Below are 17078 nucleotides of genomic sequence, written 5' to 3'. Positions count from 1 at the left end.
TATTTTAAAATGTAGTATTGAAATGTTTTCAGTTGAATGCTTTTCAGAGAAATTAATTTTCAATTTCATTGAATACTTAAAAGTTTTTATAAGCAATTCTTTACTAAAAATTAAAACGTAAGATTTACTCCTACATATCAACTCTAAAATCAAAATTTTATGAGTTGATTTTTGCAAAATTGCTATAAATAGGCTTATAATTGTGCTTTCTACACAACATCAAAAACTAGTGCCATATTTTGAAGTATTTTGTTCTGTATTTTATACTGTTATTTGGTTTTACTTCGCTGAGTTTTGCGCAGGACAATCCCGTTAAATTTCTTGATATTTCTGATGGTTTGTCGAACAATTCTGTGACGACTATTTTTCAGGACGACGATGGCTATATGTGGTTTGGAACCTACGACGGACTTAACCGTTATGATGGCTATAACTTCAAGGTTTTCCGTAATCGTATCAATGATAAAAAATCACTTTCATTCAATACCATTTACAATATAGAAGGCGATTCGAAGAAGAATATTTGGGTAGGTGGCGCTAACGGAATCAGTATTTACAATAAGGCTACAGCATCTTTTCATTTTGTCGAATATATTGCTTCAAACAAAAAGCAAAAAACACTTCAGGACATTATTCATCAAATGCGTGCGGTTTCGGATCATTTGGTTTTGGTTGCTTCTCAAAGTTTAGGTTTAATCCGTTTTGAAAATGGATCTTTTATTGGAAAACAGATCCCGCTGACTGCACTTGGCAACCGAATCATGATAAATAATTATGATGCTATTGCCATTCAGGAAGATCAAAAAAATAACCACGCTTGGGTGTATGTCCGCAATGTAGGAATCTGTAGTTACAATTATTCGAATAAAAGTTTAAAAGCGGTTTTTCCTCTCTCAAAAGAAGTAAAGGCAATGAAATTGGCGTCAGATGGAAATCTTTGGCTCGGAACTGATGAAGGGCTTTTTCTGTTTAATACCAAAACGGGGAATATTTCAGATAATTATTTTCCGAATAAATGCAGTGTTACAGATCTTTTGGTTGATAAGAAAAAAGAAATCTGGATCACGACAGACGGTTGTGGCATTTACAAAGTCATAGGAACAAATAATAAAGCAATTCCGTACAATAGTGTCAACGAAAACCAGTTGGCAAAAAGCAACTCGGTTTGGAGTTTATACGAAGACAAAGGCGGCAACAAATGGTTTGGTTCACTTCGTGGCGGAATTAGTATGTTGAGCAGTACCCCAAAGTATTTTAAAAGCATCCGTTACAATGCCAAAAACCCTGCAGAAAATTTTATTTTGTCTTTTTGTGAAGATGAAAAAAAGAATGTTTGGGTGGGTACCGATGGAGCGGGATTAAAATATTGGGACCGAAAAACAAATACATATAGCAATTACGGCAATAAATTGTCAAGTCCTTTTATTACCGGAATTACCCGTGACAACAATAACGAAATTTGGCTTTCTACTTGGGCTGGAGGAGTAAATAAGATCAATCCGAAAAACAATTCGGTTACTCAATATTCTTGCTATAATCCGTATACCAAACAAATTGAAAAGAACATCTGGTTTGTTTACAAAGATTCAAAAAATAATATTTGGGCAGGGGCTACAAATGAAGGTGCTCTTTATCTTCTCGACCGTGCTAAAAACAGTTTTGTTCTTTTTGACAAAGCAGTTACCAATTTGCAGTGCATGATCGAAACCAGCGATGGTAAATTATGGGCAGGAAATTATACTTCTTTGTTTTCACTTGAAAAGACAACTAGAAAAATCAATAAAATTCCGATTGGCAATCAGATTCGATACATTCATGAAGATCGGGACAAAAATCTTTGGATCGGTACACAGGAAGGTGGTTTGCTGTTGTTTGATCGCAAAAGCAATACTTTTAAAAGATATACTACAGACGACGGGCTTCCATCGAATACCATTTTGCGACTGCTCGAAGATAAAGAAGGAAATCTTTGGATGAGTACGTACAATGGCATCTGTCGATTTGATAAAAAACAACAAACATTCCGCAATTTCTCTGTTAATGATGGCTTGCAGAGTAATCAGTTTAGTTTTAACGCTGGAATCGAATTGTCGACTGGGGAATTTCTTTTTGGTGGCATCAATGGTTTCAATATCTTTTTCCCAGAAGCCATTAAGGGTTATAATCAGAAGAATAATTTATTGTTGAGTGATTTCTCGGTTAATAATCAATCGATTGAAGAAAGCAAAGTGGAAGTTTCAGATTCGGGCAAAATGAAAGAAGTTCGTTTGGATTATGACCAAACCGCTTTGTCATTAGAATTTGTCGCAATTGATTATAACAATGCCGACAAAATCAATTATGCTTATTTTTTAGAAGGCTGGGACGAGCAATGGAATTATGTAGGTCAAGCCCGAAAAGCAAATTATTCAAGATTGCCGGAAGGAAAATACATATTTAAGGTAAAAACAACCAATTTTAAAGGTGGTTGGAATAAGGAAGTCAGTTTGGTTTCTATTCAAGTATTGCCACCTTGGTACAGAACCTGGTGGGCGTATACCTTGTATTTGTTTGCTGTTGCAGGTGCATTATTTGTTTATTTGGATTATCAAAAAAACAAAGAAAAGCTAAAATATAAAGTAAAAATTGCCGAATTAGAAAGCAAAAAAGAAAAGGAAATTGCCGAGAAACAATCGTCGATGTTTACTTATATCTCACATGAATTTAGAACGCCGCTTTCACTGATTATTAATCCGTTGAAAAAAGCAGTTCAAAAAGAACGTGTTGAAAACGGTTCTTCGGGAAGTGATTTGGCTATTGCACACCGAAATGCCAGACGACTTTTGAGTTTGGTTGATCAGCTTTTGCTTTTTAGAAAAGCAGAGAACGATGCCGATTCACTACGATTGTCGCCCATTGATGTAAATAAACTTTGCAATGAAGTGTATCAATGTTTTGTCAATCAGGCAAAGGATAAAAATATTAGCTATAATTTTCAAATTCCAGAAAATGAAATCGAGATCATTGGCGATTACGAAAAAATCGAAATTTCATTGTTTAATTTAATGTCCAATGCATTTAAATACACGCCAGTTGGAGGTGAAATTACTCTAAGGCTGACCGAAACCAGCACTGATGTTGCAATGGAGATTTCAGACAGCGGGGAAGGGATCGACAAGGCTGATATTGAGGTGATCTTCGAGAAATTCAAACAAATCAATTCTAAAGTTTCTATTGGAACTGGCTTCGGAATCGGATTGTTTATTGTGAAGTATTTTGTTGACAAACACAAAGGAAAAGTAAGCTGCAGCAGTGAAATAGGAAAAGGAAGTATCTTTAAATTGACATTTTTAAAAGGAAACAGTCATTTTGACAATGTCGTGATAACAAACGATGTTCAAAAGAGAACTCAGCTTTTTGATGAATTAATTGTAGATGATTTTGATGAAAACACTTCAAAAGCCAATAATCAGGTTTCAGAAAGTGATTTCCAAAAAGTAATGCTGACGGAAAAACGTACTGTTTTGATTATTGATGATAATGATGATATTCGTAATTATTTGATCAAAATGTTTTCTGAAAACTATATGGTTTATAGCGCAGAGAATGGAGCAGAAGGATTAAAAATGACCAAAAAACATATGCCGGATTTGGTAATAAGTGATATTACAATGGAGCAGATGGACGGTCTTGAATTGTGCCGAAAAATAAAAGAAAGCAATGATCTATCGCATATTCCGGTTATTTTATTGACAGCTTCAAAGAATCCAGAAACACATTTACAGGGAATCAATGACGGAGCCGACGACTACATCACCAAACCATTTGATGATGATATATTAGTCGCTCGCGTTGAATCGCTATTGCGCAACCGAAGCAATTTAAGAACGTATTTCTTAGACAGTATTACATTAAAAGAAAATGCACAAAAAGTGCCTGTAGAATATCAGGAAATCCTGAAAAAGTGTATTGATATTGTGGAGCGAAATATTCACAAAAAAGATTTCACAATCAAAACGTTTGCTCAAGAAATGGGAATGAGCCACAGAACGCTCTATACAAAAATCAAGATTATTTCGGGACAGACTTTGAATGCTTTTATTCGTTCGCTTCGTATTCGCCGTGCGGCCATGCTAATGCTTACTGAAGACATGAATATTGCGCAAGCAAGTGCCGAAGTTGGTTTTGAAGATCCTAAATATTTTAGACAGCAATTTGTAAAGCTTTTTGGCATGACGCCTTCTGATTATATCAAAAAGTATAAGAGTTCCTTTAATTCGGATTTGAATATTATAAATTAAGCTTGTGTTTTATAACGCAAACGGTATTCACGAGGTGATATTTCCATTACTAATCGGAAGGATTTTGAAAAATGAAATGGGTCGTAATAACCTAGAAAATAAGCGATTTCTTTTATTTTCATGGTGCTGAATTGTAAAAGCGAACAAGATTTCTGAATTTTCAGCTGGTTGTAATAATCCATTGGCGTACACGATGTTTTTTCCAAAAATAAAGAGCCAAAATAAGAACTGGAATAGCCTACATGTTCTGCAATCTCTTGCAAGGTGATTTTCTTGTTCAGATTGTTTTTCATATAAATGATGCTCATAGGAATAATGTCTAAAACCTCCGAATCAGAAGTTTTAATTTTTAAGAACTGATCGGTGTATTTTATGCTTGCTAAAAAATGCTGCAAGCAAATACTCGAATATTCGAGATTATCAGGATAAAATCCCATTTCTAAATTTTGATAGATTTCCTCGAACAAATTCAGTCGATCATTTGCTCTTGTATCGCCCAGATTTAATATTTTTCCTGATACAGCAGCATACGACACGGCCGTGGTTCCTTTAAAATGTATCCAGTAAATGCTCCAAGGTTTTGAGAATTCGGCTTCGTAACTGTGTGCTTTATGTGCGGGAATGATAAAAGCTTGATCTTTAGTTAGTGAATACAATTCGTTTTCAAAGGTAATAGAGCCTTTTCCGTTTTCACAATAAATAAGGATGTTTTCAAGTGCACCTTTTGACCTTTTTCTGAAATGATATTTTGCATTCGGATAATAGCCAATATGAGTAACGAACAAGTTTTTTGTCAGTTCATTTTCCGATTGAAAATTTCGAATACTATAAGGAACAACAATCGCTCTTTCTCCTTTAAATCCATCTGCTATCTGATCCATAAAATGAGGTGCTAGTTTTTAAAACAAAAACCTGTTTTAAATGTTATAAAAGCCAAATCTAAGAAATTATATGATTAAATCGTAATTGGATAAAAACCGTTAAAATTTACATATTATGAAATAAAGCTAATAAAAACCAGGTCGTAAAGTGGCAGCAAAGGTTTTTGGTAAGATGTTTTTTATATTCAGTAAATGTTTTATTCTTGGTTTTTAACAGAAAAAAAAGTGTTGCTATAAAAAAAAGCGTTTTTTATTCCCAGAATGACAAGTTCAAATAAGTAATCGATGTTTTATACATGTTTTATATAAATATTACATTTTTGAACCCGTTGTAAGCCGCGACATTTGTAAAGAATAAATTAATTTAAAAATAACATATATGAGTAAGTTTAATTCTTCGTATCTGCTTTTTATAGCATTAGTTTCAGCCATGGGCGGTTTGCTTTTTGGGTACGATTGGGTTGTCATTGGCGGGGCAAAACCTTTTTATGAAGTGTTTTTTAATATTACCAATTCGCCTTCTATGCAAGGCTGGGTGATGGGAAGCGCTATTTTGGGGTGTTTGTTGGGAGTAATGATTTCGGGAGGTTTATCTGATAAATACGGAAGAAAACCATTAATGATCGTGGCTTCTATCTTTTTTACGTTGGCTGCAGTCGGTACCGGAATGGTCGATACAATAGAATGGTTTATCATTTGGAGAGTAGTTGGCGGTATCGGAATCGGAATTGCGTCTAATCTTTCTCCCATGTATATTGCCGAAATTGCACCAAGTGAATCCAGAGGTAAATTTGTTTCGATCAACCAATTAACAGTCGTTATTGGAATATTGGCGGCGCAAATTGTTAACTGGCTAATTGCAGAACCTATTATTGAAGGAGAGGATATTTTAAACTCATGGAACGGACAATGGGGTTGGAGATATATGTTTTGGGCAGGAGCCATCCCGTCAGTATTGTTTTTTGTTTTGATTTTAATCATTCCGGAAAGTCCAAGATGGCTTGCCAGTAAATATAATTACTTAAAAGCAGAAGCTATTTTTTCTAAAATCGGTGGTGGCTCTTTTGCCGCAGAACAAATTGAGCAATTGAAATCAAGTGCTGGAGATGTTGAGGAAAAAGCCAATTTCAAAACACTTTTTGAAGGCAAAATGCCTAAAATTTTGATTTTAGGGATTGTAATTGCAGCTTTTCAGCAATGGTGCGGCATCAATGTAATTTTTAATTATGCTCAGGAAATCTTTTCAGCTGCAGGTTATGGCGTTTCAGATATCTTGTTCAATATCGTAATTACAGGTTTGGTTAATGTAATATTCACTTTCGCAGGAATGTATTTTGTAGATCGTTGGGGAAGAAGAACTTTGATGCTTATTGGTTCTATTGGACTGTTTCTAATTTATGCCCTTTTAGGCGCTTGCTATTATTTTGAAATAACAGGAATTGCAGTTTTGGCGCTTGTTATTGCATCAATCTCTTGTTATGCAATGACTTTGGCACCAATTACTTGGGTGGTTTTATCTGAAATATTCCCTACTAAAATACGAGCAATGGCAATGGCGGTGGCTACATTTTCATTATGGACAGCCTGTTTTGTCTTGACATACACTTTCCCAATTTTGAATAGCAGTCTTGGGTCTTATGGAACCTTCTGGCTTTACGGTGCGATTTGCTTGGCAGGATACTTTTTCCTTCGCGTTAATCTGCCTGAAACCAAAGGAAAATCTTTAGAGGAAATAGAAAAAGAATTGACGAAATAATAGCAGTATATAAAATGAAAAATACAATTGCAGATTTACAAGCAAACCAAACAATAAATGAAACTGGTCAAGATGAAAAAATCACGGCTTACTTAATTCAATCAACAGTTGACGAAGACGGTGTTGTACGTGTTTGGGAAGAAGATATTTTGCTTCCTACATATCAAATTGGAGAAGAAGAAAAGAATCCAATTTTTCTTGAAAAACGTGTGTATCAAGGAAGTTCGGGGTCGGTTTATCCTTATCCGGTTGTTGAAAAACTATCGGATGAAAAATTTGATAAGTCCTACAATGCGGTGTTTTTAGAAAATAAATACATCAAAATAATGATTCTTCCTGAGCTGGGAGGACGTGTTCATATGGCGTATGACAAAGTAAAACAGCGTCATTTTGTTTATTACAATCAGGTAATCAAACCTGCTCTTGTGGGACTTACAGGACCTTGGATTTCTGGCGGAATTGAATTCAATTGGCCACAGCACCACCGTCCGAGTACTTTTTTGCCAACAGATTACAATATTGAAGAAAATGAAGATGGAAGCAAAACGATTTGGTGTAATGAAGTAGAAAGAATGTTTAGAACAAAAGGAATGCAGGGTTTTACGTTGCATCCTGACAAAGCTTATATCGAAATTAAAGTAAAAATTTACAACCGTACAGCATTTCCTCAAACATTCCTTTGGTGGGCAAATCCTGCGGTTGTAGTAAATGATGGCTATAAATCGGTTTTTCCACCAGATGTGAATGCTGTTTTTGACCACGGAAAAAGAGACGTTTCTAAATTTCCAATTGCTACTGGCGAATATTACAAGCAAGATTATTCTGCGGGAGTAGACATTTCAAAATATAAAAACATTCCAGTTCCAACGTCTTATATGGCGGTTCAGTCCAAGTATAATTTTGTTGGTGGATATGAAGATCACGTACAGGCAGGATTATTGCATGTGGCGAATCACCACGTATCTCCAGGAAAAAAACAATGGACTTGGGGGAATGGCGATTTCGGTCTTGCTTGGGATAGAAATCTAACAGACAAAGATGGCCCGTATATCGAATTAATGACGGGCGTTTTTACAGACAATCAGCCTGATTTTTCTTGGTTGCAAGCCTACGAAGAAAAATCTTGGGTACAATATTTCATGCCATATGCTGAAGTTGGCTACGTTAAAAACGCAACAAAAGAAGCAATCATTAATATTGAAGTTGAGGGTCAAGAAGCAGATTTGATTTTATATACGACTGGTTTGTATAAAAATTTGAAAATTGAATTAAAGGACAAGCACAATATCGTATTATTTCAAGAAGAAATTACGATTTCGCCTGTAAATCCGTATAAAAAAAGAGTTGCTATTGGAGAGACAGCTTCACAAGATTTGATTTTTACAGTATATACTGCTGAAGGAAAAATTCTGGTGCAATATCAAGAAGAAAAAGCAGAAATAAAGCCTGTTCCTGATCCTGCAAAAGCCGCTTTGGATCCAAAAGATATTGCTTCAATGGAACAGTTGTATTTGACAGGATTGCATTTGGAACAATATAGACATGCCACCTACAATCCGCTGGACTATTATTTTGAAGCATTAAGCCGAGACGAAAAGGACGTTCGATGCAATAATGCTGTTGGTCTTTTGATGTTGCGCAGAGGGCAGTTTGAAAAAGCAGAAAAGTATTTCAGAACTGCTGTCGAGGTTTTAACAGAAAGAAACCCAAATCCAATTGATGGAGAGCCTTTATACAATTTGGGTTATTGTTTAAAATTGCAAGGAAAATTAGACGAAGCTTACAATTCGCTTTTCAAATCAACTTGGAATGCAGCATGGCAGGATGCCGGTTTTTATGCATTGGCACAAATTGACAGTAGCAGAGGAGAATGGCAAGAAGCTTTGGAAAGAGTTGAATCGTCATTGATACGCAATTGGCACAATCACAAAGCACGTCAGTTGAAAGCGTCTATTTTAAGAAAATTAAATAGAAATCAAGAAGCTTTGTCTTGGATTGAAGAATCTATCAAAATCGACCGTTTCAATATGGGATGCCGTTTTGAAAAATACCTGCTTACAAAAGACAAAACGACATTAGACGAAATGAATACCATTATGCGTCAATGGGCACATGGCTACATTGAATATGCGTTGGATTTTGCTGGAGCGGGATTATATGAAGAAGCTTCTCGATTGTTGCAGGAATCAATCAGTGATGCCGAAAATGTATATCCAATGGTATATTATGCTTTAGGTTATTTCGCTTCAATGGATGGAAATAAAGAAAAAGCAATTGAATGGTACCAGAAAGCGTCTTCACAGTCGGGAGAAAAGTGTTTCCCGAACCGTATTGAGGAAGTAACTATTTTGCAAGATGCGATTCTTTTAAACCCGTCTGATGCTAAAGCGCCTTATTACTTAGGGAATTTCTGGTACGCTTTCCGTCAGTATGATGAAGCGGTTAAAAGCTGGGAACTGTCGTACAGCATTGATGACAAATTTCCAACTTTATTGAGAAATCTTGCTTTGGCGTATTACAATAAGACAGATAATAAAGTGGCTGCGCAGGAAATGTTAGAAAAAGCATTTGCTTTAGACTCTACTGATTCAAGAATTTTCATGGAGCTGGATCAGCTTTATAAGAAAATCGGAAAAACGCCTGAATTCCGTTTAGAGGTTTTAAATCAGTATCCAAATTTGGTCGAAGAACGTGATGATTTGTGTATTGAACGTATTACACTTTACAATCAAATTGGAAAATATGATGTTGCCAAAGAACTGATTTCTAAACGCAAATTCCATCCTTGGGAAGGCGGAGAAGGAAAAGTAACAGGACAATATACATTGTGCAGAGTAGAATTAGCCAAAATTGCAATTGCTGAAAACAGATTTGAAGAAGCATTGCAATTATTGAAAGAAACAGAGGTTTACCCGCATGATTTAGGAGAGGGGAAATTGAAAAATGCTGAGGAAAATGAAGTCTTTTATTATAAAGGGTTGGCTTGCAAAGGACTTGGAGATGCAGAAAATGCTACAGCTAATTTTGTCGAAGCAACGCTAGGATCTTCAGAACCTGTTCAGGCCTTTTTTTATAATGATCAACAACCAGATAAGATTTTTTATCAAGGATTGGCATGGCGTGAATTAGGTGATGAAGATAAAGCCCGCAGCCGTTTCAACAAATTAATAGCGCACGGCGAGAAATACTTGTTTGAAAAATCAAGAATAGATTATTTTGCGGTTTCATTGCCAGATCTTGCGATTTGGGATGACGATTTGAATGTGAGGAATCAGGTGCACTGCTATTATGTAATGGCTTTAGGGCACAGCGGATTAGGAAATGAAATGGATGCTGAAAAGTATTATCAAAAGGTGAAACAATTGGATATCAATAAACAAACCTTCCGTAAATAGAGATTATAACTCGTTGGTAGTGGTGTTTTTCATTAGTATAGGATTGATTGGACATTACGGCCAGCGGGTTACATCTTTATCATATTGAGGAATATTGAATAAAAAAATAAAAAAATGCAAATCAAATATATCATAACGGCTTTTTGCTGCTTGTTTTTTCTCTCTTCTTGGGATTCAAGAGATAAATGGGTGATGAACATTGCCGGAGAATGGACCGTACAGCTGGATAGCACCGATAGCGGACTGAAAAATGGCTGGCAGAATATGAATTTTAAGCAATTGATGAAATTGCCTGGAACTACAGATGATGCAGGTATTGGCGTTCCTAATAAATTGAAGCCAAGCTTAGAAAAACTGCAAATGAGTCATTTGACGCGTAAAAACAGTTATTTAGGCGCTGCTTGGTATACGCGTGAAATTACTATACCTAAAGATTGGAAAGGAAAAGAACTGATTCTAAAACTAGAACGTGTCATCTGGAAAACCAATGTTTGGATTGATGGAAAAGAACTTCAGGCTGAACAAAACAGTTTGATCGCACCACATTATTTTGATTTGTCCAAGTTTCTTACGGCTGGAAAAACACATCGTTTGACCATTCGTATTGACAACCGAAAACTTTTTGATATCAGTGTTGATAATATGGCACATGCATATACCAATGAAACGCAGATTATTTGGAATGGTATCATTGGAAAAATGGAAATTGAAGCTTTTGATGCCATTAAAATTGCCAATCTTCAAGTAAAACCAGAAATCAGTACCGGAAAAGCAAAAGTAAAAGTAGTGCTTGCCAACAATACTAAGAAAACAACAAAAGGAGTTTTAAGCATCACAGCTGTAAATAAAAAAAGCAATGTTGCTGTTGGAACGATTGAAAAAGAAATCCAGATCAAAACGGGTGAATCTGCTGTTGAAGTGGATTATGATATGGGCAAAAACGTAAAACTTTGGAGTGAGTTTTCACCAGAGGTGTATGAATTGAAAGCCGAATTAAAAGCTGGAAAAAACACTTCGAATGCTTCAGAAGATTTCGGAATGCGCAGTTTTTCTAGAAAAGGAGCGGTGTTGACAATCAACAATCAACCTGTATTTTTAAGAGGAACATTAGAATGCGATATTTTCCCGCTTACAGGACATGCACCGATGGACAAAGATGGCTGGAGAAAAGTTTTTGGAACAGCAAAAGACTGGGGACTGAATCATTTGCGTTTTCATTCGTGGTGCCCGCCAGAAGCTGCGTTTGAAGTGGCTGATGAAATGGGGTTTTATTTGCAAGTTGAATTGCCAGTTTGGGTGCTTAAAATTGGGCAAGATCAAAAAACAACTGATTTTCTGTATGCCGAAGCACAACGCATGATTAACGAATATGGAAATCATCCTTCTTTCTGTATGTGGTCGATGGGGAATGAATTGCAAGGCGATATGACTGTTTTGACCAAATTAATGAACAGCTTAAGAGCTCAGGATAATAGACATCTTTATACCACAACATCATTTACTTTCGAAAAAGGACACGGCGACTGGCCAGAACCTGAAGATGACTTTTTTATTACGCAATGGACTAAAAAAGGATGGGTACGTGGTCAAGGTGTTTTCAACAGCGAATCGCCAACATTCAATAAAGATTATGTAGCTTCAGTTGAAGGCATGACAGTGCCTTTGGTTACACATGAAATAGGACAATATGCGGTTTATCCTAAAATAGATGAAATTGCAAAATATACCGGCGTTTTAGAACCAATCAACTTTAAGTCGGTTAAAGAGGATTTAGAACGAAAAGGGTTAATTTCAAAAGCGTCTCAATATACGGAAGCTTCAGGTAAATTGGCTGTAATTCTGTATAAAGAGGAAATTGAAAGAGCTTTGAAAACAGCAGGAATCAGCGGTTTTCAATTGTTGGATTTGCATGATTTTCCAGGACAAGGAACGGCATTAGTTGGTTTGCTGGATGCTTTTTGGGACAGCAAAGGTTTGATTTCGGCATCTGATTTCAGACAATTTTCAGCACCGGTTGTTCCATTGCTTCGTTTTCCAAAAGCAACCTATACGAATAACGAGTATTTCACTGCTTCTTTGGATGTAAGCAATTATTCAGATTCACTTTTAAACAATCAGGAAATCGAATGGGCCATCAACGAAGGAACTACTGTAGTGGCTTCGGGAAGTACTAAAGTAGCTGTTGCTATTGGATACAATCATAACGTTTTGGATATAAATACTAGCCTTCAGAAAATCAACAAAGCTTCGAAATTGACAGTTAAAGTAAATCTGAAAGGAACAAATTATAAAAACCAATGGAATATTTGGGTATATCCGCAAAAACAAACTGTTGATTATGGTCAAGTAGTTTATACAAGAAGTTTGGATGAAGCTTATAAATTGCTAAACGCCGGCAAAAAAGTATTATTAAATCCAGATTGGAAGAAAATTAAAGGAATCGAAGGGAAATTTGTTCCCGTGTTTTGGAGCCCAATTCATTTTCCGAAACAAGCCGGTACAATGGGAGTGCTGTGCAATCCATCGCATCAAGCCCTTAAAGATTTTCCAACAGATATGAATACCGATTGGCAATGGTGGGATTTGAATGTAAATTCCACAACGTTGATTATGGATGGAGTTGAAGGAGGAAATCCTATCGTTGAAATGGTGGACAATTTTGCAAACAACCGAAAATTGGCTGCTCTTTTTGAAGGAAGTGTAAAATCAGGAAAGCTTGTAATCGCTGCTTTCGATTTAACAACCGATTTAGAGAAACGCCCAGTAGCAAAACAAATGTTGCTTTCTATTTTGAAATATATGAACAGCGCAGAATTCAATCCTGAGCCGATAAAGAACCCAGAGTTTTTGAAATCAGTTTTGGCTGTTCAGCAAGAAAAAGGCAAGGAGGGTGCCACAAGTATATATTAGAAGAATCTAAAACCATTAAACAAATCTGAATGCATGAATTGAATTTTTGTAATCAGATTTGTTTTTGGTTTCTAAAGTATCAATTTTCTTCGTGATACAACCATCAAATTATTATAAAGTATGAGAATATTTCAAATAAGCAAGGAAGCAGTATTGTTTTCCATTTGTTCGCTCTTTTTATACGCTGTCTCAAATGCTCAAATAAAAACTTCTTTAGCAACTATTAAAATTGATCTGAACAAGGAACTGCAGACCATGGAAGGTTTTGGAGCGTCGGATGCTTGGAGATGCCAGATGGTGGGCAAGAATTGGCCAATGGAAAAAAGAAACGCTATTGCCGATTTGCTTTTCAGCAAAGAATTGGATAAAGAGGGAAATCCAAAAGGAATTGGATTATCGATATGGAGATTCTATTTGGGCGCAGGAAGTGCGGAGCAGGGTACCGAAAGCGGTATTACCGACGAATGGAGAAGAAGCGAATGTTTTCAAAAACCAGATGGAACCTATGATTGGACCAAACAAGAAGGGCAGCGCTGGTTTTTACAGGCTGCTAAAAAACGAGGGGTCGAAAAGTTTCTGGCTTTTACTATCAGTCCGCCGGTGCAGATGACCTTAAACGGAAAAGCATTTTCATCACAAAAAGTAAACATGAATATCAAAAAAGGAATGCTTCCTGATTATGCAAACTTTCTAGTCGAAACGGTTGAAAATTTGCAAAATAAGGAAGGTGTCACTTTTGATTATTTAAGTCCAATTAATGAGCCTCAATGGGATTGGATGGCAGGAAATAATGGAAAAGCAAGTCAGGAGGGAACGCCTGCCACAAATGAGGAAATTTTTGATTTTACAAAGCTTTTATCAGAAAAATTGAAAGCAAAAGGGTTGAAAACGGAAATAGTATTAGGTGAAGCGGCAATTATAAATTATTTATATGAAAATGTAAACGAAGAGACTAGAGATGACCAGATCAATGCTTTTTTTGGTAGTAGTTCTCCAACCAATATTTCAAATTTGCCGAATGTAAAAAAAGTAATTACAGGGCATAGTTATTTTTCGGTTTGGCCCGTAAAAGATCAGATTGCGTATCGCAAGAAATTGAATTTACGTATCAAACCAATTTCAGGATTAAATTATTGGCAGACGGAATACAGTATTTTGGAGCAACCGGGAGAAACTGAAATTCCGGGAGGTTCAGGACATCAAAGAGATCTTGGAATGAAAACAGCTCTTTTTGTGGCGTGTCTTATTCATAATGATGTTGCAGTGGCCGGTGCATCGTCATGGCAATGGTGGACCGCATTAACGAGAGCAGATTTTAAAGACGGTCTAATTTATCTGGATGATGGAACAAACAATGGTAGTATGATAGACGGTTATTGCAAACATGACGGCTTTTTTCGTGATTCAAAATTATTATGGGCCTTTGGAAATTATTCGCGCTTTGTACGACCAGGAATGATTCGGTTAGAGGTTTTGAATGCGAATGAAAAAGAGACATCAAATGAAATTATGATAACAGCGTACAAGGACAGCGTCAAAAAGAAAATTGTTATTGTCGTAGTTAATTCTAGCAATGAATCGAAAACATATAAATTGGATTTAAGCAGGAGTTTAAAAAACAAGGAATTAATCCCTTATGTGACAGCTGAAAATTCAAGTCTAAAAAGAGGCATAATTTTAAAAAATAATACAGTTAAAATACCAGAAAAATCGATTGTTACTTATGTAGGAGAATACAAATAATTTGAAATAAGGAGCAGTAATATTTAAAAAATTGTTAAGAATGCTTTTGAGGAATTGATTGTTTTTAATGCTGTTTGAAGAATTCATTAACAAATTTCAAACGTTTTAGCTGAAAAACAGTTTTTTTTGTAAAATTACATAATGTTTAAAAATAGTGGGTTATTTTTTTAAAGTAATCAATATTTAGATAAAAATAGTAACTAATTGCAATTTTGACCTCCTTTTTTTTCCATTTTACCCCTCCTAATAAGTGTGTTTTCGACATTTCTTTGCACTTATAGTAATAGATTAAGTTGTATTACTGTGTAGAATTATAAGTGTTATTTTTTTGATAAGTTTTTAATCGGTTTAAAGAATTGAGCCTTCTTTAAAATAAGATTGTAAGAGTTGGTTTTACGTATTACTTATCTGACCCGCGATGAAAATAAAATCGCGGGTCAAAAAAATAAAATCTCAACTATAAAAAATAGTTTGCTCATTGACGAATAAAGAAAAAAAGAAAAAAATATTAATCAAACTTTACTAACATGACAAAAACCAAACCACCGATTTTTTATTGTCTGACTTCTTTGAAAGAGAGGAGCAAAGAGTCAGGATCTTCAAAAATGAGTTTCGCTCATTTCAATCAACAATCACATTAACAAAAAACAAACTAAACTAACCTTAAAATTAAAGAGATGAAAAAAAATATATTTGTATTTTTTCTTGCACTTTTTGCCATCCTTTTTACTGGATGTCAAAGCAATGACGCAGATTTTGCTCCATCTGATGACCCTACAGTTGTAGTTTCTACTAAAGAAATCTATGGCGCGCCGAGCCGAAAATTCGAAATCAAAGCAGCTTTAGCAGATGATTTAGGATTAAAAAGCGTAGCAATTCAGATTCCAGAGTTATCACTTGATAAACTAATTACGTTTCCAACAAATACATTGCTTACAAAATATGATTTGAGCTACTTTTTTGAAGTTCCAGCAAACAGAGGAACTTCTGAAGCTTTCAAAATTAAATTAGTTATCACAGACGTTTCCGGAAATGTTGTAAATGAAGAAATCAATTTGCGTTTAGACGGAGAATTTGCTGCACCATCAATTACTATGGTTTCTCCAAAAGAAGGAGCGGTAATTTTATTGTCAACTAGCAATAAATTGCCTGTAAATTTTGTTGTGAATGATGATTCAGGAATTGATTTCGTTCAGATTCAATGTGCTGCATTAGGTATTGACGAAACGATTCAATTGACAGGTTCGCCTCAATCATATACATTCAACAAAACCTATACATTGCCAGTAACTGCAGCAGATTATGTTTTGACTATTACGGCTAAGGATAAATTTGCTATTCCAAATACAGGATCTTTAAATGTTAATATAGTAGCTACAAACGAGTATCCTGCAATCTTTTTATGCGATCAGCCAAAAGGAACTAACTTGACAACAGATGCAGTTGGAGTTCCAATGTATTTCCATGAGAAAAATGGACAAGATTTCGAATTCAAATATTATGCTGATAAAGACAATAAAGAAGTTTATTTCTTAGGTCAAGAAGCTGATTTTGGGCCACACTGTTTTGGTTTGAATGGAACTGGAGAATTAGTAGATGATGTTGCTTCTGCACCAATTATCTTACCAACAAAAGGATACTACAAAATCAAAGTAAATCCGAATACACTAAAATACACTGCTGAAAAATACACACCTTCAAGCAAAGTTTGGGCTGATGTTGCAAACGGTTTATGGCATGATGATGCAGCATTGAGAAAACCATTCGTAAGTGTTTGTGGTGGCGGTATTAAAGATGCAAACTGGGATACTTGGAATGCATGGGTTATGACGGGATTGCATTTAGCTAATAATTCAGCAAATCCATATCAATTAGTAGGCGAGTATACTTTGACTGGAACTATGGAAGCGACTTTCACTGGTCAGTGGTGGGATCCTTCTTGGAGATTGATCAAAAACGGAATCTGTACAATGTCACCTGGTGAAAATGGAAATGCTAAATATCCAGCAGCTCCGGGAGTTTATAAAGTGGTTCTTGATACAGAGTTAGAAAGAGTTTTTATCACAAAAAAATAGTTATGACGCTGTTATAACATTTAATTACTAAAATAGCT

7 protein-coding genes are annotated in these 17078 nt (G+C 35.5%); 6 read left to right on the top strand and 1 reads right to left on the bottom strand.

Annotated elements, in window-relative coordinates; genetic code table 11:
• Positions 1 to 239: 239 nt before the first annotated feature.
• A complete protein-coding gene (locus H600_RS0117170; protein WP_026729943.1) occupies positions 240 to 4280 on the top strand; it encodes a hybrid sensor histidine kinase/response regulator transcription factor in 4041 nt (1346 codons plus the stop codon).
• Here H600_RS0117170 and H600_RS0117165 read toward each other — a convergent pair.
• Positions 4277 to 5161, bottom strand: a complete 885-nt coding sequence (locus tag H600_RS0117165; protein WP_026729942.1) for an AraC family transcriptional regulator — start codon at positions 5159 to 5161, stop codon at positions 4277 to 4279. The two genes, H600_RS0117170 and H600_RS0117165, sit on opposite strands and share 4 nt — an antisense overlap.
• 379 nt (positions 5162 to 5540) lie before the next feature.
• On the opposite strand from H600_RS0117165, the gene H600_RS0117160 reads away from it, so the two are divergent.
• The 5 genes from H600_RS0117160 to H600_RS0117140 all read left to right on the top strand — a co-directional run bounded on the left by H600_RS0117160 (position 5541) and on the right by H600_RS0117140 (position 17040).
• Positions 5541 to 6917 carry a sugar porter family MFS transporter gene (locus H600_RS0117160; RefSeq protein ID WP_026729941.1) on the top strand — a complete coding sequence of 459 codons (1377 nt, stop codon included), beginning with the start codon at positions 5541 to 5543 and terminating at the stop codon, positions 6915 to 6917.
• A gap of 14 nt (positions 6918 to 6931) precedes the next feature.
• The gene (locus H600_RS0117155) at positions 6932 to 10312 is read left to right on the top strand and encodes a DUF5107 domain-containing protein (RefSeq protein ID WP_051234460.1); all 3381 of its coding nucleotides are present in this window, start codon (positions 6932 to 6934) and stop codon (positions 10310 to 10312) included.
• 114 nt (positions 10313 to 10426) lie between these two features.
• The gene (locus H600_RS0117150) at positions 10427 to 13222 is read left to right on the top strand and encodes a sugar-binding domain-containing protein (RefSeq protein ID WP_157509946.1); all 2796 of its coding nucleotides are present in this window, start codon (positions 10427 to 10429) and stop codon (positions 13220 to 13222) included.
• Positions 13223 to 13342: 120 nt separating this feature from the next.
• Positions 13343 to 14965: a glycoside hydrolase gene (locus H600_RS0117145; RefSeq protein WP_035108732.1), complete on the top strand. Its 1623-nt coding sequence runs from the start codon at positions 13343 to 13345 to the stop codon at positions 14963 to 14965.
• 677 nt (positions 14966 to 15642) lie between these two features.
• Positions 15643 to 17040, top strand: a complete 1398-nt coding sequence (locus H600_RS0117140) for a cadherin repeat domain-containing protein (protein WP_026729937.1) — start codon at positions 15643 to 15645, stop codon at positions 17038 to 17040.
• Positions 17041 to 17078 lie beyond the last annotated feature (38 nt).

The organism is Flavobacterium denitrificans DSM 15936, assembly GCF_000425445.1.
GTDB lineage: Bacteria > Bacteroidota > Bacteroidia > Flavobacteriales > Flavobacteriaceae > Flavobacterium > Flavobacterium denitrificans.
Note: the sequence above shows the minus strand (reverse complement) of the source record. Positions and strands in the feature narration are given on the sequence as shown.